At 36.7% G+C, this 20,739-nt stretch carries 18 protein-coding genes; 12 read left to right on the forward strand and 6 right to left on the reverse strand.

Translation table 11 applies throughout. The annotated features are described in order from the left end of the window. Positions 1-501: 501 nt before the first annotated feature. Genes CY0110_RS12675 through CY0110_RS12685 form a run of 3 tightly spaced genes read right to left on the reverse strand, consistent with a single transcriptional unit; the run spans position 502 to position 1,393 of the window. Positions 502-825, reverse strand: a complete 324-nt coding sequence (locus CY0110_RS12675; protein WP_008275845.1) for a HepT-like ribonuclease domain-containing protein — start codon at positions 823-825, stop codon at positions 502-504. Beyond that, positions 822-1,115, reverse strand: a complete 294-nt coding sequence (locus CY0110_RS12680) for a nucleotidyltransferase family protein (protein ID WP_008275846.1) — start codon at positions 1,113-1,115, stop codon at positions 822-824. Before CY0110_RS12680 ends, CY0110_RS12675 begins: the two co-directional genes overlap by 4 nt. 20 nt (positions 1,116-1,135) lie before the next feature. Beyond that, entirely contained in the window at positions 1,136-1,393 is a 258-nt protein-coding gene (locus CY0110_RS12685) for a hypothetical protein (protein ID WP_008275847.1), read from the reverse strand. A 156-nt stretch (positions 1,394-1,549) separates the two neighbouring features. On the opposite strand from CY0110_RS12685, the gene CY0110_RS12690 reads away from it, so the two are divergent. After that, complete coding sequence (locus tag CY0110_RS12690) at positions 1,550-2,257, forward strand: hypothetical protein (RefSeq protein ID WP_008275848.1); 708 nt, start codon at positions 1,550-1,552, stop codon at positions 2,255-2,257. An 86-nt stretch (positions 2,258-2,343) separates the two neighbouring features. Here the strand turns inward: CY0110_RS12690 and CY0110_RS12695 are convergent, their stop codons facing one another. Then, positions 2,344-3,681: a phospholipid carrier-dependent glycosyltransferase gene (locus tag CY0110_RS12695; protein ID WP_008275849.1), complete on the reverse strand. Its 1,338-nt coding sequence runs from the start codon at positions 3,679-3,681 to the stop codon at positions 2,344-2,346. Positions 3,682-4,096: 415 nt separating this feature from the next. On the opposite strand from CY0110_RS12695, the gene CY0110_RS31385 reads away from it, so the two are divergent. The 5 genes from CY0110_RS31385 (at position 4,097) to CY0110_RS12720 (ending at position 11,313) form a co-directional block, all read left to right on the forward strand. Further along, entirely contained in the window at positions 4,097-7,825 is a 3,729-nt protein-coding gene (locus CY0110_RS31385; RefSeq protein ID WP_008275850.1) for a PAS domain S-box protein, read from the forward strand. Positions 7,826-8,079: 254 nt separating this feature from the next. Then, complete coding sequence (locus tag CY0110_RS12705) at positions 8,080-8,583, forward strand: LptA/OstA family protein (RefSeq protein ID WP_008275851.1); 504 nt, start codon at positions 8,080-8,082, stop codon at positions 8,581-8,583. Position 8,584: 1 nt separating this feature from the next. Beyond that, the gene (lptB, locus tag CY0110_RS12710) at positions 8,585-9,301 is read left to right on the forward strand and encodes an LPS export ABC transporter ATP-binding protein (protein WP_008275852.1); all 717 of its coding nucleotides are present in this window, start codon (positions 8,585-8,587) and stop codon (positions 9,299-9,301) included. A 35-nt stretch (positions 9,302-9,336) separates the two neighbouring features. Next, complete coding sequence (locus tag CY0110_RS12715) at positions 9,337-10,521, forward strand: LptF/LptG family permease (RefSeq protein WP_008275853.1); 1,185 nt, start codon at positions 9,337-9,339, stop codon at positions 10,519-10,521. Positions 10,522-10,524: 3 nt separating this feature from the next. Then, positions 10,525-11,313, forward strand: coding sequence for a type 1 glutamine amidotransferase (locus CY0110_RS12720; protein ID WP_008275854.1), 789 nt, complete (start codon positions 10,525-10,527; stop codon positions 11,311-11,313). A 28-nt stretch (positions 11,314-11,341) separates the two neighbouring features. Here the strand turns inward: CY0110_RS12720 and CY0110_RS12725 are convergent, their stop codons facing one another. Then, positions 11,342-11,923 carry a Uma2 family endonuclease gene (locus tag CY0110_RS12725; RefSeq protein ID WP_008275855.1) on the reverse strand — a complete coding sequence of 194 codons (582 nt, stop codon included), beginning with the start codon at positions 11,921-11,923 and terminating at the stop codon, positions 11,342-11,344. Positions 11,924-11,968: 45 nt separating this feature from the next. Further along, a complete protein-coding gene (locus tag CY0110_RS12730) occupies positions 11,969-13,234 on the reverse strand; it encodes a DUF2330 domain-containing protein (RefSeq protein WP_232285717.1) in 1,266 nt (421 codons plus the stop codon). A 586-nt stretch (positions 13,235-13,820) separates the two neighbouring features. Here CY0110_RS12730 and CY0110_RS12735 point away from each other — a divergent pair. The 6 genes from CY0110_RS12735 to CY0110_RS12755 all read left to right on the forward strand — a co-directional run bounded on the left by CY0110_RS12735 (position 13,821) and on the right by CY0110_RS12755 (position 20,739). After that, positions 13,821-16,031 carry a polysaccharide biosynthesis tyrosine autokinase gene (locus CY0110_RS12735; protein WP_008275857.1) on the forward strand — a complete coding sequence of 737 codons (2,211 nt, stop codon included), beginning with the start codon at positions 13,821-13,823 and terminating at the stop codon, positions 16,029-16,031. A gap of 69 nt (positions 16,032-16,100) precedes the next feature. Then, positions 16,101-17,699: a murein biosynthesis integral membrane protein MurJ gene (gene murJ, locus CY0110_RS12740; RefSeq protein ID WP_008275858.1), complete on the forward strand. Its 1,599-nt coding sequence runs from the start codon at positions 16,101-16,103 to the stop codon at positions 17,697-17,699. Between the two features lie 187 nt (positions 17,700-17,886). Then, entirely contained in the window at positions 17,887-19,098 is a 1,212-nt protein-coding gene (locus tag CY0110_RS12745; RefSeq protein ID WP_008275859.1) for a cation:proton antiporter, read from the forward strand. Positions 19,099-19,290: 192 nt separating this feature from the next. Further along, positions 19,291-19,488 (forward strand): hypothetical protein, encoded by a 198-nt coding sequence (locus tag CY0110_RS29950; protein ID WP_157464574.1) that lies wholly within the window; start codon positions 19,291-19,293, stop codon positions 19,486-19,488. An 11-nt stretch (positions 19,489-19,499) separates the two neighbouring features. Further along, positions 19,500-19,970, forward strand: a complete 471-nt coding sequence (gene aroQ / locus CY0110_RS12750) for a type II 3-dehydroquinate dehydratase (RefSeq protein ID WP_008275861.1) — start codon at positions 19,500-19,502, stop codon at positions 19,968-19,970. A gap of 52 nt (positions 19,971-20,022) precedes the next feature. Beyond that, positions 20,023-20,739, forward strand: a complete 717-nt coding sequence (locus tag CY0110_RS12755) for a LapA family protein (RefSeq protein WP_035799328.1) — start codon at positions 20,023-20,025, stop codon at positions 20,737-20,739.

Genomic DNA, 20,739 nt, shown 5'->3' on the forward strand with positions numbered 1-20,739 from the left:
AATCTAATCCTTTATTTAGGTTTAAGGGGTTTGGGTTAGTCAGAAGTTTGTGGGCATAATAGGAAAATAGTTGAAACAACTTTCTCAACTTTATAAATTAATGTGTGATTTTTAAATTAAATAGGAGTATTTTGAAATATGTATTTTTTTTATAAATTGGCTATTCACTTTTTATTCTTATGTACTTTTTTATGGTTTCCTATAAGTATTTTTATATCTATTAAAGCATTGAAAGAAGGTGATGCAGATAGTTGTTTTAATGCTCTTGATTCTCTGTTTTCTGTTGTCGATATTGCTATTTACTTACTTTTATTTATTACCGCTCTAAAAGCATTAATAGATGTACTTATCCTTTAAAGATTAGACTAAAGTGAGAAAAGTTTTAAGAAACTAAAAGTATTATCTAAAACTATACTGATTTGCCTACCAAATAAGCTATATGTAAGAAAATATAATTAAATCACCTGATACTTAACGATATCATAATTAAGTAAGAAATAATTATAAAATATCTTCAATCTTCTTTTTCAAATCAGGTAAATTATCTCTAATAATTATCCAAATAATATCAAAATCAACCCGAAAATATTCATGGGCAATAATATTTCTAACATCAATAGTTCCCACCCAAGGAATATCAGTATATCTTTCTTTAGTTTCCTGAGACATTTTACTAGAAGCTTCACCAATAATCATTAAATGATGAACAACCCAAGTTTGTATTAATTCATCCTCCATAAATTTATCTTGTCCTTGTGCTGCATACTTTTCTATTTGATTAATTGCATCTAAAATATCTTGTAATCTTTCCCTATCATCTCTCATAAATCAATTGCTTCTTCTAATACTTTTGCTTTAATTCTTTCTTTTAAACCATTAACAGTAACAATATCTATTTTTCGACCTAAAATTGATTGTAAATCCTGCATTAACCCAGAAGGAAACCAAGGCGTAATTTTATCTAAATGATAATCAATTAATAGATCAATATCACTATTTTTGGTTTCCTCTCCTCTTGCAACTGAACCAAAAATCCTTATATTGTATGCACCATGTTTAGCAGCAATATCAATAATCTCTTGACGTTTTTCTTTTAGTAATTGTTTAAGTTCCATGTTCATAATATATTTTTTATTTATTTTTCTCTTGATTTAGGAATTAAATTAATTAAAGTTCGTAGTGCATGATTAACTGATTCAGAGTCAGGAAAATACTCTTTAACATCAGGATCTAAAATAATTGTACCTTCTTCTAAGACAAAATTTTGAACAACCGTTGTCCCATCTTCTTGGTTGATAGTTACACTATGTCCCTCTCGATAAGCTTGATAATGTTTCCCTCTTACTCCCTGACTAAAATCATATTCAGGTAACATTTCATCGATTGGAGTCATTTAACTTAACTGATTTAATTCAATACTATACTAACATAAGAATTTTATGATTTTTACTATGGCTAAATATATAATACGGCGTTAACCACGAAATGATATAATAAAAAATTGCACAGGTAAAACTTGTGAATAAACTAGGGATTTCAAGGATAAATTATGGAACCGAAACGCGAATTTTTTCCCAAGGTGAAAAAGACGGTGATGCCTCGCCCTTATTTTGCCACAGAAAAGGATGTTTTGGGACACAGAGGAACTGCAGCAGCAGTTGATGCAGCTATTTATGGTTCAAACTGGTATTTAGATAAAGAACAAGGTTTAATTGAAATTTACGACGCAGGAGCAGCCATTAGCTTTTTTAACCTCCTTCCTCGCAAAGACAAATATGAAAAAGAAGGGCTTTATTTACGCTTAAAAATTGCCTATCGAACCACAGAAAATGCAAACGTTAATCTTCGTAACTTTTCAGGCAATCATGTTACCTTACCTAACAGTCTAACCGGTGCGATGTACGATGATCCCCAAACTTATTGGTGGGTAACCGATGATTTAACCCTTAATATTAACTCTATTTTCTCAGGGGAAAAACTTTGGATACAACGGGTTGACTGGGAATGGATGAGTAAAGAAATTATCTACGAAGACGAGCTTTTTGCTAAAAACACAATTCTTTATCGTTCCTTAGAAGAAGTACAAAAACTCTATTCAGAAAAAGAACTTACTGATGACGATGTTAAAGACTTTTTGAGAGATAAAATTAAAAATGATGATTGGTTTGCTAAAAAGTGTCTTGTCATGCTACGAGAAGAGCAATTAATGGGAGAAAAATTGGTCAAACTCTTTGAAGATAGCGGACTAGAATTATAAGCTAGAGTGGGCAATATTCCCTAACAAACTAAAATATTATTAGCGGAAAATTATGGACCTTGCCCACTTTAAATTTGATTATTTTATTAAATCCAGTTAGGTAACATTCTTAGATCAAATTCTCTTGAAGATAAAGGAAGTCCTAAGTAAATAGGTAACCAATAAATAAAAGCCAAGCTAATCAATAATAATAATATGATTCCTAAGCGACGATTTAAAATAAATTGACTGATTAAACATTGTTCAATAATCAGGCCAATACCCAGTAAAGAAAAGCTATAAGCAGACATATAATGATACAAAAAAGTACAACGACTAACTAATGCCCAAGGTAATAAGTTAGCCCAATAATTAATAAACATAAAAAAGATAACTGAAAAGAAAGGATTGTACTTTCGTTTATATAAAATGACAATAATAAAAATACTAAAAATCAAAATTGACCCCGTTGCTAACCACCATAAAATCGGATTTCCCATAGCATGAACATCATGAATAATAGTTCCTGATGATGTGCTTTTTTTATAGTAATAATAAGCAATTGGTCTAGCCATAATTAGCCAACTATACCATTTAGAACAATAGGGATGAACCTCCGAACCATCACCAATACTTTGATGAAAAGACCATATTTTTTGATGAATTTCCCACCAACTATACTTAGGATTAAATAATAAGTAAGGTAACCAAAGAATACTATAAGTAAAAATTGGAATTATCAATAAGTTAAATATTAATAAAGAAGGTTTACTTAATTTTATATTTTCAAATATCCTCCCTAAATTTTTAGCATCAAAAATATGAATTAATCTTGGCGGTAAGTAAACAATAAAAATAACTAAATAAATACCTAATAAAAACCCTAAACCATTCCACTTAATTGCTACTGATGCCCCTAAAAATATACCGCTTAATGTTAAATATAAATATTTTTTGTGATTAATATAAATCAAGAAACACAAACAACCCAATAAACCCAATGTAACTAAATAAATATTATTTAAAGCATAACGGGATTCTACTAAAAACAAGCCTTCTAGTGTAGCAATAAAAGTAACAACTATAGTATAAGAACCACGCTGAGTAAGTTGATAAGCGATCGCTCCTAAAATAATAGGAAAAAAAGAACCAGTTAAGGCATTTAACCAACGATAACTAATGGTTGAACGCCAAGATCCTGTTAAGTTATTTGTGATTTCAGAAGAAGTTGGAAACCAAGAACCAATCCAAATCCCTATGGCAATTAAATATTCTGTTAAAGGAGGATGAGAATTAAAAAAAGGAGTTTGAGTTAAATAATTATTAGCAAATTTAGCATAATAGATTTCATCAAATACTAAAGTATTAAATTGTTCTAAATTCCAAAAACGCAAACCTAGAGACAGTACAAAAAATATTAATATTAGCAAAGTGAATTTAAACATATTTAAGAGTTTGACTAATCACTAATTGAATATGAAAAATGTTCTTATCCTTCTGAGATATTTTTTACTTGTTAAACCTTGTTGAAAAACAACATAATGCACTTATAATTTAAGTTATTCTATACTGAAAATATTAAAAAGAAATTCAAAGATCAAAGTAAACTCACTTGTTGACCTCCTATTGTTAACTAAACCAACACCTTGATCTAAGGGATTGACATGACCGTCATTGAGCAAATTGAGCAATTTGCCATCAGGAGAGCGTTAAATCAGTGCAATTAGAGGCTATTATTACTAACTATTTACATTCTGTTTAAAACTTCACCAAATTTGATTAAAATCAAAAGAGACTTGAATAAAGTTGTCTAACAGAGGGAACCCTAGTATAAAACAGTGGAATGGGGACTTAATACGAGTGAAAGACAAGCTTGGATACAAAAGCCAAACATCTAAAAAGCCATGGGAACCCACCCTTGAAGCACAAATTTCCCACCCACAAGCCCTAAGCAGAATTACTCAAATTGCTTTACAATCTAAAGACATTAACGAGTTTCTCCAAGAAGTAACTCAGATTATTGCTGATATTTTAAAAGTTCCTTATTGTGCTATTTTAAAACAAGTTGTCGATGATCAAAAACTACATTTAATTGCCGAAGTAGGACGGAATGAACAAGAAATGGGAAACCCTACGATTTCCCTAGGCCAACTTTGTCGACTAACCCAAACCCTTCGTACCAGTGAAAGCCTAGTTTTTGAAGATTTAACGATTCATAAGCATTTTTCTTCCCATTCTTTCCTAGCCAAGCAAAAGGTAATGAGTGGCATTAGTGTCGTTATTCCCACATCCGATGAGCCTTATGGCATCCTGACCATTCATAGTAGAAAAAAACGCTGTTATACTAAACAAGAGCGCACTTTTTTAGGAATTGTAGCTCAATTAATCGGGACAACTATCTCCCGACTTCAACCTAACCCACCAGTGAAGTTGAATAATCAAGAGACAAAGCTTACAAACATTGGCAGCGATCGCTTTTTTAACCTCACCCTAGAAATGTGCTGCATTGCTGGGTTTGATGGTTATTTCAAAAAGATTAATCCGATTTTTGCCCGTACTCTCGGCTACTCGGTAGCCGAATTAAAATCTAAACCGTTCCTAGAATGGGTACATCCCGAAGACGTAACAACAACCCTAGAACAACTAGAAAACCTTATCAAAGGTAAACAAGTCCCTTATTTTGAAAATCGCTATCGTTGTCATGATGGTTCCTATCGTTGGTTAGCCTGGACATCTGTGGCTAGTGTTGAAGAAAAAATGATTTACACGGTTGCCCACGACGTAACAGAATGGAAAAAAATAGAGGCAGCTTTAAGAAAAAGTGAAGAAAAGTTTCGTCTTCTTTTTGATAAGTCTCCGACGGCTATGGGTTTAGTCGATATGAAAGGGCAATTAATTAACGTTAACGAAGCCTTTTGTCAGTTAGTCGGTTATGGGGCAGAAGAATTATTAACCAAAGGTTGCGCTGATATTACCCATCCTGATGATCTAGAAAAAGAAAAGCAATTATTTAATCAGTTACTCTCAGGAGAAATTAATAGTTTTCGCCTAGAAAAACGCTACATTAAGAAAAATAAGCAAATTATTTATGGTCTACATCAAGCCACTTTAATTCGGGATATCGAGGGAAACCCCCTACATTTATTAAGTCAAATTATTGATATTACTCAACAAACTGATCAAACCCTTGCTCTACAAGAAAATGAAGAAAAATTAGGACGAATTATTAGCACCATTTCCGATAGTTTATTGGTGGTAAATATACAAGGAAACATTCGTTTTATTAATGATTCAGGAATTAAACTATTTGGCCGTTCTATGACTGAATTAATGAATCATCCCTTAGGTTTACCTTTGGGAGACGAGAAACCAACCGAAATTTTTATTCAACAACCTGATGGAAAATTAATTATTACTCAAATGCGTGTAGCTGATATTACTTGGCAAGGAGAATCAGCTTATTTAGTCTCCTTAAGAGACATTACAGAAAATTACGAAGCCCAACAAGCTCTATCAGACAGCGAAGAAAAATATCGTCAAATTGTTGAGACGGCAACAGAAGGAATCTGGATTACTGATCAAGATAATAAAACCACATTTGTTAATCAACAAATGGCACAAATGTTAGGTTATAAAATAGAAGAAATGATTGATAAAAACTTATTTGATTTTGTTGATTTTGAAGATAATGCAAGGGTACAAAAGAATATACAAGATCGTAGTCGAGGTATTACTGAAACCCATGATTTTAAATTTCGTTGCCGTGATGGAAAAGAATTATGGACGATTGTATCGACGAATCCCTTATTTGATCATCAAGAAAATTATCTAGGATCATTGGGTATGATTACGGATATTAGCCAACGAAAAAAAACAGAGCAAGCATTATATGAAAGTGAGCAAAGATTAGAAGGAATTTTAACCTCCATTCAAGATGTCGTTTGGTCTTTCGATGCTAATTTCTCTCGATTAATTTATATTAATCCTGCTGCTCAAATTACTTTTGGTTTTTTGTTAGAAGAATTATACAAAAACCCTAATCTTTGGTGGCAATTAATTGATACTGATGATCAAGAATTAGTTCAATATCATCGGCAAATTGTTAAAGAAATGGGTCATACAGAATATAAATATCGCATTATAAGAAAAGATAATCAAATTCGTTGGTTATCCAGTCGAATACGCTGCGTTTATGATGACAAAGGTGATCTTATTCGTATTGATGGTATTGATAGCGATATCACTGAAAAAAAGCGAGCAGAAGAACAATTACAATATAATGCAACCCACGATCCTTTAACCAATTTACCTAATCGAATTTTGTTTATGGATCGCTTAGAACACGCTATAGCAAGACAAAAAAGACATCTTAACTTTACCTTTGCTGTTTTATTTTTAGACTTAGATGAATTTAAAGTAATTAATGATAGTTTAGGTCATGCCATTGGCGATCAGTTATTACAAGAAATTGCTCGTCGTCTTGAAGATGGTTTATGCAGTGATGATACATTAGCCAGATTAGGGGGTGATGAATTCGCTATTTTATTAGAAGATATAGAAGATATTAAAAAAGCCATTAAAATTGCTCAGCAGATTCATTTAGACTTAATAAAACCCTTTGTTTTACAAGGACAAGATATCTTTATTAATACTAGCATTGGTATTGCCTTAAATAGTCCAGCCTACGAAGCAGCCTCAGAAATTTTAAGAGATGCAGATACAGCAATGTATCGCGCTAAAGCAGACGGAAAAGCCTGTTATGCTATTTTTGATCGTCAAATGCACGAACGAGCTGTTAGCCGTTTAAAGTTAGAAACAGATTTAAGAATAGGGATTAATAAACAAGAATTTAGTCTTTATTATCAGCCAATTATCTCGTTAAAAACAGGAAAATTAACTGGATTTGAAGCGTTGATTCGTTGGAACCATCCCCACAAAAAGCTGATTTCTCCAGATCAGTTTATTCCTGTGGCCGAAGAAACAGGCTTAATTATCCCCATTGGAGAATGGACTCTAAAAGAAGCTTGTCAACAATTAAAAATATGGCATCAAAAATACCCTCGCTATTCTCATCTGAAAGTGGGGGTAAATTTATCAAGTAAACAATTAAAATATACTAACTTACTTGATACCATCGATCAGACGTTAAAAGACACTCAATTAGATAGTAGATATTTAAAATTAGAAATTACAGAAACCCTGTTGATGGAAAATTTACAAGCAGCCACAAAAATTTTATTAAAGATACAAGAACGGGATATTGAAATTTGTTTAGATGATTTTGGCACCGGATATTCTTCTTTGAGTTATTTACATCGTTTTCCTGTTAATACTTTAAAAATTGATCGCTCGTTTGTTAGGCTGATGGAACCCCACAACGAAAATGTAGAGATTATACGAGCTATTGTGACTTTAGCCCACATTTTGGGCTTGGATGTTATTGCAGAAGGAGTAGAAACCCAATTACAATTGACTCAACTACAACGGTTAGGATGCGAACAGGGACAAGGTTACTTTTTTGCTAAACCTTTACCTGTTCACGAGGTAGAAAAGCTACTTAAAACCCCTTCAAGTTGGCTCCTTGCTTAAAGATTAAATCTTGAAATGACTTAATCTTGCCTTAAATTTCATAGATACTCGATAATTCTTTACCTGTTTCGGAAAATAATAGCAGCTTTCAGATGTTAAGTTAACTTGAAAGATAAGAGCCTATCAGCAACAAACTGCCCACAGCCTTCGTCCTTGTAACTTACAAGAAACAATTATTAGACAGTTTTAACATTGCCATAGAAAAGATTGAGTACACTAAGACAATAGAATACACTTAAAAGCGATCCTAGACCATGTTTTCTATTCCTATGTCCTACTACAAAAACACCCTAGGAACCCTTGGTTGTAGCTTAGCTGTACTCATGGGTATCCTAACCCTCAAAACCTTTCCTACCAATGCACAGAGTCAAAACCCACCCCCCAATAGTCCCCTCACGGTTCGTTCTGATATCCAAGAAGCCAACTCAGAAACCGGAGTGGTAACTGCCAGGGGTAACGTGCAATTTTTCTACCCAGCTAGGCAAATTCAAGGAACCTCGGCCCAAGCCCAATATTTTAGTCGAGAACGGCGTTTGGTTCTCACAGGAGACGTTTATGTGCTACAAGAAGGCAATAGTATGCGGGCTGAAACCATGACCTATTTAATCGACGAAGGACGATTTATTGCCACCCCAGAATCGGCACAACAAGTAGAATCAATCTACTTAGTCACAGAAGCTGAAGACAGTCCCCCAGAACCAGCCCCCGTGTCACCGGCACCGCCTTTAGACACCACCTTACCCACCCCCCAATTTTAAAATGACACTGATTTTAGAAAATATCCATAAAACTTATGGAAAAAGAGATATTGTTAACCGCGTAAATATAAAAGTTGCCCCTGGGGAAATTGTGGGCCTTCTCGGCCCCAACGGCGCAGGCAAAACAACCACTTTTTACATTGCCACAGGTTTGATTAAACCCAATAAAGGGAGAGTTTGGTTAAATCAGCAAGAAGTGACTCGCTTACCCTTGAATAAACGCGCTCGCTTGGGTATTGGTTATATGACCCAACAACCGAGTATTTTTCGTCATCTGAGTGTGGCCGAAAATATTCAAGTTGCCCTAGAACAAACAAACGTTCCCTTTAGACAACGGCCTCAGCGTCTCCATCATTTGCTTAAAGAGTTTCGTCTCGAAAAAATTGCCCATACCAAAGGGTCCCAAGTCTCTGGAGGAGAAAGACGCAGAACAGAATTAGCTCGTTCCTTAGCCGTCGGCCAACAAGGACCAGACTTTTTGTTATTAGATGAACCCTTTGCTGGAGTCGACCCTATTGCTGTGTCGGAAATTCAAACCATGATCGCTCAACTACGCGATCGCCAAATGGGTATTTTGATCACCGATCACAATGTCCAAGCTACCCTAGCCATTACCAACCGCGCCTATATTATGCGAGACGGTCAAATTTTAGCGGCCGGCAGTGCCGAAGAAATTTATAACAATCCTTTAGTGCGACAGTATTATTTAGGAAATTAGAGACAACCGATCAACTCTAAGATCACACACAAATTATGGATATTGGTCAAATAAACCCCATTAAAATCAAACTAAAACCCCAGATCCCTGGTTTATCAATCATGGATCGTTATCTGTTTATTGAACTCCTGTTGCCTTTCCTTTTTGGTATGGGCATTTTTACCTCTTTGGGCTTATCCATTGGTACCTTATTCGATCTGGTCCGTCGGGTAACCGAGTCAGGACTAATGTTATCTGTGGCCATGAGAATATTAGTCTTAAAAATGCCAGGATTTGTTAGTTTAGCCTTTCCTATGGCTATGTTACTGGCCGCTTTAATGGCTTATAGTCGTTTGTCGAGTGATAGTGAAATTATTGCCCTACGGAGTTTAGGCGTTAGTGTTTATCGTTTAATTATTCCGGTTATTCTTTTTGGTTTGGTGGTGACAGGATGTGCTTTTATTGTTAACGATTGGATCGCACCAGCGGCCACCCACGAAGCAGCCCTTACCTTACAACGCGCTGTAAATCAAGAACGACCTGACTTTAAAGAACGCAATATTGTTTATCCTGAATATAAAACCATTCAAGAAGAAGACGGTCAACAAGCCACGGTTTTAACTCGTTTATTCTATGCTGAAGAATATAACGGAGACAAGATGAAAGGGTTAACTATTTTAGATAGAACCCAAGAAGGGGTTAACCAAATCGTTACCTCCGAGTCGGCTACTTGGAATATTTCGAGTAATACCTGGGACTTTTTTAATGGCACGATTTATCTCATTGCCCCGGATGGATCTTATCGAAATATTGTCCGTTTTCAACATCAACAGTTAGCTTTACCCAGGGCCCCATTAGATTTGGCTAACCGTCGTCAAAATTTTACAGAAATGACCATCGCCCAAACTAAAGAATATCTCAAAGCCATGCAGTTAAGTGGTGATGAGAAGCGCGTTAGAAAGGTTAAGGTTCGTTTACAAGAAAAGTATGCGATGCCTTTCGTCTGTTTAATCTTTGGTGTTGTGGGGGCTGCTATTGGCGTTAGACCGCAAAATACTAACAAGGCCACCAGTTTTGGGGTTTGTGTGGGCTTGATTTTCGGCTATTATCTCTTAGCCTTTATGAGTACCTCTCTCGGTATTTGGGGCATTTTAACCCCATTTTTGGGGGCGTGGTTGCCCAACATTCTCGGATTAACCGCCGGTAGTTTATTATTAATTCAATCAGCACGTTTACGATAATCTATGTCTGAACCTCGTTCCTTAACCATCGGTTGGCTTTATCCCAACTTAATGAGTACCTACGGCGATCGCGGTAACGTCATCTGTATCCAACGTCGTTGTCAATGGCGAGATATTCCGGTTACCATCCTTCCCCTCGATCAACAAACAGAAGCGGATCAATTTTCCAAGGTAGATGTTATCGTCGGTGGCGGGGCTCAAGATCGTCAACAAGAAATCGTTATGCGCGATTTAAAAGGAGCGAAAGCTGATCAGCTACGGAATAAGTTAGAGGAAGGTGTTCCAGGGGTGTTTACCTGCGGATCACCCCAACTTCTCGGTCATTATTATGAACCAGCGTTAGGGCAAAGAATCGAAGGGTTAGGGTTATTAGATTTAGTGACGAAACATCCCGGTCCGAATGTGTCCCGTTGTATTGGAAATGTGGTATTTGAAGTAACCGCTTCTCCCTTAGCAGAAGATTTAAAACAAACGTTAGGTCAACCACCGATTATTATTGGTTTTGAAAATCACGGGGGACGCACTTATTTAGGGGATGTGCAACCCTTGGGAAAGGTTAAGTCTGGGTATGGGAATAATGGAGAAGATGGTTATGAAGGGGCGTTTTATCGTCATGCGATCGCTACTTATTCTCATGGGCCTCTATTACCGAAAAATCCTTTTGTGGCTGACTGGTTGATTAAAACAGCATTACAAGAAAAATATCAAACCGAAATTAATTTAATTCCTCTTGATGATAGTTTAGCCCAACAGGCAAGAGAAGCCATGTTAAAACGCTTAGAAGTTGTCTGAGTTTGGTGTTAAGGATTTAGAATTATAACTAATTAAAATTAACTTTATCGTAAATATCAATAAGAGCAATTTCAAAATTAACAGAAGATAGGGTTAAAGTATCGGTAGAATTATTGTATTCGATAAACGTCCATTTATTGGATTCTTGACGACTATATTGTTCAATATGAATACAATTTTGATCAATTAAAATATATTCTTGAAAACTAGAAATAGTGCGATAAGCTGCAAATTTTTCGTCTTTATCATAATTTCTAGTTGACGTAGATAATACTTCAACAATGAGTAAAGGATTAATTAAAGTATCGTTACGATTTTGAGCATATTCTAAAGGTTGATTAACTACCATTATATCAGGATAAGTATAGATTTTTTCTGAAGGAATCCATAACCGTTGATCGGTCATAAAAACGTCCAATGGTTTGCCTTTAAGGGCAAAGTTTAAAGCACTACTCAAGTTTAATGCAATTTTATTATGATTCGGTGTACCACCAGCCATTTCAATGATTTCTCCTTTAATATAATGATGTCGTTGTTGAGCATCAGCTTCTAATTTTAAATATTCTTCAGGAGTATAGAATTTTGTTTTTTTCTGTACATCAATTACCATATTTGACCTCAATTTTTTTAACAACTTAAACTGAATAAATGACTTTTAAGAACCGAAAATACGTCGCCACCAAGGGACATTTTTAAATTCAACAAAATTAATTTTTTTACGAATATCATAAAGGTTCCATCCCGTTAAACGAGATAAAGTTATTGCTTCTTTGTCTTGTCTTTCTCTCACTGATTGATAATAAGTTTGTGCTGCCTCACAATCTCTTTTTTCTCGAAAGGGATGACGAATAATATATCTTCCTTGAAATAATTGATTATTAGCAGTTTCTTGAAACTTCAAATCTTCAGGAAAATGATCCCGATCATAGCGAACATGAAGACGGGTAATAAACACATTATTAAACTGTCTGTTACGACCATTATTTAACCAAAATACTCCCGCTTTTTCTAATTCTTCTTGGTTCAACGGTTGTGCTGAACAAGGGTCGCAATTAGCCATATTCCAAGCGTATTCAATAAAAGCGACTTTCTTGCCGTTTTGTTCATAACTTTTAGCAAACATTGCCTTATAAAATGGGGCAAATTCTTGTTGAATGAACTCAGGAATTTCTACATTAGAAGGAACCTTTACTGTACGATAATTAGTTAGTTCCACTTGTCCTTTAGGAGATAATAAGTAAACAATTAAATCCTGTTCTCCTTGAGCATTTAACATTCCTAAGCGAATTGGTAACATAAATTTAGGAGATTCATAAGCCATCATCAAAGGACGAAGGGATTTAAACCCCGTATTTTCGTATTCCGTTAAATTTACTTTAGCGACAAAAAATTTAAGATTTTGCTGAATATAAGGTTGTAAAATTTCACTAGCTCCATTGGGGATTTCATAGCCATTTTCTCGTAACCAAACTTCTAACCCATTGGACTCTTTTGCACTGAGAATAACAATATCATATTCTCCTACTGTAAATTCTTCTTCAACCGTTACCCCTAAAGCATTATCACGACTTTCTTTCATTTCTGACGCTGCTTGAGGAGCAGCAGGGGTTCTGAAAACTTCATCTTCTAAATAGGAACGATCACAGGGATCTTCATCAAAATATTCCACTAATCTCGGCGCACTAAAAGCATCTAATCTTTCAATAATTGCTGGTTCTCCAACTTTCACTTGTTCTTCAGTTAAAACAACAGGAACAGGGACAACCATAGCAAAGTCATTAACCGATCCTTGATAATCATTAGCCATAGTTAAAACAGTGCGTTTTCCGTCCCTAGCAATAATAACTTGAGAAGCTTGATTATACAGATTGCTATCAGCTTTGGCGACATAAAAACCACAAAAAGCAAAAGCGGAATTCATAGAAAATAATAAGCAGAGAAAAACCAAAAATAGAAGTGTCAAACTGCGACTGAATCTGATCATATTTTTTATATAATTTCTTGTAAATGAAGGATCTTGATTAAAGGGTCAGTGTTACTAAGTGAGTGTACAAAATTAATTTCCTAGTTAAGACAGGCAAAAGGCAACGAGTTTATGGGGATCATAGGGGATAAAACCTGGTTTCTAAAAGTGAAAATTTTTTGGAGCGAGGCATAAATCCTCCTTACACAAACAACTTCTGTGGGATAGCGTCGAAAGCAGATCGAGGAACTTCTGACTTCGTTAATGCAATGTGTAATTCATTTTTCTTAGGTACTTATTTATCTTATCCTCCCCAAGGAAGTGAGACCAGAGGAAAATTCGCTCTGATGAATCTCATCATCAGACAAGCCCACAGGAGCATAAAAAAAATCTTAACAAAGAGGAAAAACTAAGGTAACGACCGTTTTGCCCTTCTTTTTGCCTGATGTATTAGGGGGGTTAACTTTGGTAGTATAAAAGAGTCGTTATCATAAGGAACTAAAAATCTTTACAATAGTAGCATTATTAATGTTCTTAAATTATTATGGCGCCCCCAATTGTTAAACGATTTGCTATTTCTTTTCAACAAAACTACTGGTTAGGATTTTTAACCATGATAGCTGGTTTTGGAGTCTCAGGATTGGTCGCTCTACAACCACCGCCACCTCCTCCGGCTCCTACCTATACAGCGTTTGGACAATTGAGCTTTACCGAACCCCCTCCGGCGTTTACAACAACAGGGAATGAACTGCAAGCCCAAGGAAGAGGGCTATCGTTGAGCAAAAGTACCCTCTTATCTGGGCGGGTGCTTCAAAATGTAATGGATAAATTAGAATTATCCGCCAAGGAAATTCAACAAATACAAGAAAAAGCCCTAGTCATAGAGCTACCGGAGCAAGATAAACGAGGACAAACCTCTTCTTCAGTTATTAGACTGCAATATACCGATAAACAATCTCCTACTCGCGCCACATTGATTCTAGACGCTTTTATGGAGGAGATGGTGGACCATAGTCGTTGGCTCAATACCTCTGAATTGAGAAGTCGTATTGATGCACTCAGTAAACGACTTGAGCAAGTTAAACAAGACCTAACCGCAGCAGAAAATAGATTTTATCGCTATGTATCTCAACAAGGGTCAGATTTACTAGCCATTCAAGATGGTAGTCTTTTTAGTGGAATCACCAGTTCTCAACAAAGACAACGGGAATTAGGCTTAGCCCTTCAAGAAATAGACGGTCGCATCAACAGTCTAATCAATCAGTTAGGGTTAACACCGCAACAAGCTTACGCTTCAGTCGCTTTGAGTGCTGACCCGATTTTAGCCAACTTACGAGCGCAAATTTTGCAAATTGAGCAACAATTAGAACGACTAAAAATAGATTTACGGCCAGAACACCCCACAATTGAAAAACTGCTCAAAGAAAAACAAGTCAACGAAACCCTCTTTCAACAAAGAGCCCAAGAATTAATCGGTGCCAGAGATTTAGCCCCCATTCCCATCAGTCAGATTCGTCAAGATAGTAGTCTTGACCCTAGCAGACAACAATTAGCTAATGAACTTCTAGCCTTAGAAACCAGACGGGCTGGATTAGTGAAGCAATTAAATTCAGTCATTGACACAGAACAAAAATTACGCGAGCAATACGAAAAATTCCCAGATAAGCAGTTACAACAAGCCAAACTGGTTCAAGAGGTAGAATTTCAACGAATTGTTTATCAAAATATTTTAACCGCCTTGGTAGATGCTCAAGCAGCAGAAGCAGAAACTGTCGGTAGTTTATCCGAAGCGGTTCCCCCGACTTTTCGACCGACCCGTCCCCAAAGACCTCAAGAAAAAAATAAGTTACTCATTATTGCAGCCGGTGGTGGTATCGGTTTAGTCGCGGGGTTAGGATTAATTCTTCTATTGGCTTTAATCGACGATCGCTTACATACCCCTCAAGAACTTAGGGACTCCCTCACCGATCGCGAAATTCCCCTTTTGGGACAGTTACCCTTTATCTATAGTTCTCTTTACCGAGAGGATCTTAGTCCCGTTTTATTGGAAGGAGACGCAGGAGACTTGAGTTTCTATGAACGGGTTCGCAGTAACTTACGTCGCCTGGGCTCAGATATGTCGAAAGTGGTGATGATCACCAGTGTGAGTAATGAAGAAGGAAAAAGCGCAACCGCTTATAATCTAGCCATTGCCTCGGCACAAGCAGGAAAACGTACCTTATTAATAGAAGGAGATTTGCGATCATCGTCTAAAGCCCGATGGTTAGAAATCACCCCAGACCCCAATAGTAGCTTAGAACCGTTACGATTCTACCAAAACCGCGCCGATGCTGTTGTATTAGTACCAGGAGTCCCCTATTTGTCTATCTTACCCAGTCCCGGTCCTCAAAGTCAGGCTGCAGCGATTATTGAATCAAGCGAATTACGATTACTTCTAGACAATGTTAAAGGCAACTATGACATGGTGATTATTGACACTCCGTCTCTATCTCGCTGTAACGATGCCCTCCTGTTAGAACCCTTCACCGATGGTTTAGTCTTAGTCACTCGACCCGGTGTCACCCGTTCTAGCTTGTTAAATGAGGCGATCGATCAATTATCTGATGCGGAGGTTCCTGTTTTAGGGGCAGTGGTCAATGGAGTAGAAGATTTAGTGGCACCGGTCAGTAATGTACCAGAAACAGATAACAATGGTAATGGTAACGGCAATGGTCATGGCACAGAAATTCCTATCTTTAAAGAAAATCCTGTTTAAACAAGATACCCTCTTGTTTCAAGTCACGGAATCTTGAATAATAAGTGACAATTTGTTGTAGGGAGTGCCGTGTCTATTAACCCGAAAAAGTCCCGTTCCTTAGTAAGCATTGCTGGCCTGGTTGCTGTCGCTACTCTGATTAGTAAAATCTTTGGGTTAGTACGTGAACAAGCGATCGCAGCAGCCTTTGGGGTTGGCCCAGTAGTCAATGCTTACGCCTATGCCTATGTTATCCCTGGTTTCTTATTAATTTTACTGGGGGGTATCAACGGACCGTTTCACAGTGCATTAATTAGTGTTTTAGCAAAGCGAGATAAGTCAGAAGCAGCCCCATTAGTGGAAACAGTAACCACCCTAATTAGTGGGGTGTTGTTGCTGGTAACAATTGTTTTGATTGTCTTCGCCGATACCTTTATCTCAATTTTAGCCCCTGGGTTAGAAGGAGAGGTTAAAGCGATCGCTATTCAACAATTACAAATTATGGCGCCTTTGGCTCTATTAGCTGGCCTCATTGGTATCGGTTTTGGAACCCTAAACGCTGCTGATCAATATCTCTTACCCAGTATTAGCCCTTTATTTTCCAGTGTGGCCATTGTTATCGGGGTTTGGATCTTAATCTGGCAGTTTGGCAGCAATTTGAACAACCCCGAAAATTGGTATTTAGGGGGTATGGTTTTGGCCGGAGGAACCCTCGCCGGCGGGGTTTTACAATGGTTAGCTCAACTGGGAGCGCAATGGCAAGCAGGGATGGGAAAACTGCGGTTACGCTTTAACTGGCGACTTCCAGGGGTGATGGATGTGATGAAGGTGATGGGTCCTGCTACTCTTTCATCGGGAATGTTACATATTAATGTTTATACTGACCTATTTTTTGCCTCGTTTATTGAAAATGCGGCCGCAGCCATGCGTTACGCCAATTTCATTGTCTTAACCCCCTTAGGCATTATTTCTAATATGATTTTAGTGCCGTTTATGCCAGTCTTCTCTCGTTTAACGGCTCCTGAAAATTGGCCTGAATTAAAAGTAAGAATTCGTCAAGGGTTATTATTGACGGCGTTAACTATGTTGCCGTTAACCGCTATTTTTATCGCTTTAGCTGATGTTATTATTCGGGTTATTTATCAGCGCGGTGCTTTTAAATCGGCCGATGCTGATATGGTGATTCCAGTTTTAATGACTTATGGAATTGGAATGTTTTTCTATTTAGCAAGGGATGTTTTAGTTAGGGTTTTTTACGCTTTGGGGGACGGTGAAACTCCGTTTCGTATTAGTATTTTTAATATTTTTCTTAATGGTTTTCTGGATTTTATTTTGTATAAACCGTTTAAAACACCTGGCTTAGTTCTAGCTACCATTGGGGTTAATTTAGTTTCTTTGATTATTTTTATAGGCATTCTTAATAAGCGTTTAGGCGGTTTACCTTTAAAAGAATGGGGTAATGCCTTATTAGCATTAACTGGGATTAGTTTTGTGGCTGGTGTGGCAAGTTGGGGGGTTAGTTGGGGTTGGCAACAATTTTATACTGGTAATAATTTAATTTTACAATTATTACAATTACTCTTATCTGTTATTACTGCTATCCTGATTTTTCTGGTTTTATCCATTCAATTAAAATTACCAGAAGTTGATCTATTACTCTCTCGAATTAAAGGAAAATTTCAAAGCTAACTTGTTTTATACATAAGATACACCATAATACTACGAAAGTTTTATACTAAATTCAGGTTTAAAAATAGACTAACAAACGCTATAACCATTATGATTAGGACGTTGATAGAATCAGGGAACCTTGTAGGCTGATACACTGCCTACCTTACAGTAATGTCCTAACTAATTAATCATAAATACTAAAACTATGACTAATTTAGAGCAAAATCTTCCCTTAATCATTTTATTAATAGGGGTGATAATAATTTTATCTATCTTAACTAAATTTGGACTACAACGTTTTAATATACCTATATTAGTTGGTTATCTTTGTTTAGGATTATTATTAAGAATAATTGAAGATAATGTTAACTTATTGGCAGATGCGGGCTTAGAAATTATTAAATTTTTAGCAGATGTGGGCTTAATTTGTTTACTATTTCGTGTTGGTTTAGAAAGTGATTTAGGTAAACTAATTCAACAGTTAAGAAGAGCAAGTTTAGTTTGGTTAGGTGATGTAGCTATTAGTGGTATGGCGGGTTTTGTTATTCCTGTGGTATTTCTTCAATTAGATATAATTTCTAGCTTATTTATTGCAACTGCCATGACAGCAACTAGCGTAGGAATATCTGTTAGTATTTGGCAAGAAGCTCAAGCGTTAAACTCACCCAACGGTGAATTAATGTTAGATGTAGCAGAAATGGATGATATTTCTGCAATTTTTTTAATGGCTTTACTATTTAATATAGTCCCTGTGATTCATAATGGTTCTCAAACAAATTTAGATTTATTGATTTTTAAAACTGTTGTATTATTTATTTTTAAAGCCATATTTTTTGCGGGATTTTGTTTCTTTTTTTCTCGTTATTTAGAATCTCATATTACCGCTTTTTTTCGTAAGTTTGATCCGCCGGCTGATTTTACTTTAACTATTGTCGGATTTGGTTTTTTGATAGCTGCGATCGCAGGATTATTAGGGTTTTCTCAAGCAGTGGGAGCCTTTTTTGCAGGATTAGTCTTTAGTCGAGATCCTGAAGCGGTCAAAATCGATGCTTCTTTTGAGATGCTATATGATTTGTTTGTTCCTTTCTTTTTTATTAGTATTGGTTTAGCTATTGATGTTACTACTTTGGGAAACGCCACTGTTTGGGGAACCATTTTATTAATTGGAGCCGTCTTAGGAAAATTAATCGGTGCTGGTTTACCCACTTTCCTGATGACAGGATGGCACGGTTCTATAATCATAGGCTTAAGTATGGTTCCAAGAGCAGAAATTATGATGGTAGTCATGCAACGTGGATTACATTTAGGAGAATGGGCTGTGTCAACTCACATCTTTTCTGCAATGATCTTTGTTAGCTCGGTTACCTGTGTGGTTACTCCTTTGATATTGCGATCGCTCCTCAAACCAGCAGATTAATTTAGGAACCCCATAACCCTAATCCTGTGCTAACTTTAACGAATTTTTCTATTAATTCCTTTCTGTATAATGGCCCATCTTTCAAAATCTTATGTTATATTTAAGATAACTATAAACTCGTTTATAACCTGAGTTTGTCATCAACAGTACCGATAATCTCTAAATTAAGATGAAAGTTCAACGGGCTGTTAATTGGTTGGCAAGCAACAAAAGGGAAGCAACTATATCACAGGAGCCGTCTGCCTGATGGACTATTTAGAAAAAGTTCTAGAAAAGCTTAGAGAATTGGCCCAAAAGCTAATTGAAACCCTACTAGGCCCTCAAGCCGAACCAGAACCAGAACTGATACCCATTCCAGTCAACGACCCGAAGCGTCGCCATCATAGATAAGTAGGTCTGGTGTGTTCACTGAATCTTCTAAAAAGTTAAGTATCCTTGTCATTCATGGGCCTAATCTTAATCTGTTAGGTGTTCGTGAGCCTGGAATCTATGGTTCTATTACTTTAGAAGGGATAAACCGTCTTCTTAACGAGAAGGCGGAGTCTTTGCCTGTCACTCTATCGATTACTCAATCGAACCACGAAGGGGTGTTAGTAGATTCAATTCAAGCTGCTTTAGGCAACTATCAAGGAATATTAATCAATGCTGCTGCTTATACCCATACAAGCATTGCCATTCGAGATGCCTTGTCTGCGATCAAAATACCCACCGTGGAGGTTCATCTAAGTAACATCTATCGACGAGAGGGGTTTCGCCATCATTCCTACATTGCTGACATTGCAGTGGGACAGATTAGTGGTTTTGGAGCCAATAGTTATATCTTAGGATTAGAAGCTTTATATCATTATCTTAGCCAGGAACAACAACCATAGATAATTAACAAGATTTCTCTTATGAGGCTTAGAGAAAGCAATAGGAATTAGTATGCGGTTAATAATATTAGTATTGATGGCGATCGGCACAGGAATTATTCTGTTGCAAAATCAACAGCCGATTATCCTTTATTTTTTGGGAACTGATGAAGAAACGGCGTTATTTGCCCTAAACCTCCCTTTAGCTATTTGGATTCTTATATTTACCCTAGCAGGAATTATTAGTAGTTTCTTGATTCAATTATTTACCCGATCTTCTCGTGTACTTTCCTTTAATAAACCTCGTAACTCCCGTCCTCGTTCTCCAGAACCGGCTGAAACCCCCTATCAACGACCTGAACCTAAAAAAAAATCTGACTGGGAAACCCCCCCACCCCCAGAATGGGAAAATAATTCAGAAACACAAGAAGATGACGCATGGGATATTGAAGAACCTCCCGAAGAAAAGACTATTCCCCGTAATCCCTCTACCGTTCAAGACACTCGATCAGAGTTTGAAAAACAGCAACCCCCTAGAACCGTATCTCAAGAGGGAACGGTTTATTCTTATACCTATCGAGAATTAAGTGATCGCAGCGATCGCGTCGCGTCTGAACCCCCTCCAAACCCTCCTAAATCTGAACAATCTGAAGATAAGACCCCACCTCCTCCACCGAATGGAGATGTTTACGATGCCCAATATCGTATCATTACTCCTCCCTATCAACCGTCTCAAGAGTCTAATGATGAGGACGAAGAAAATGAGGAAGACCCAGAAAACTGGATTTAA

The sequence above is a fragment of the Crocosphaera chwakensis CCY0110 genome (genome assembly GCF_000169335.1).
Classification (GTDB): Bacteria; Cyanobacteriota; Cyanobacteriia; order Cyanobacteriales; family Microcystaceae; genus Crocosphaera; species Crocosphaera chwakensis.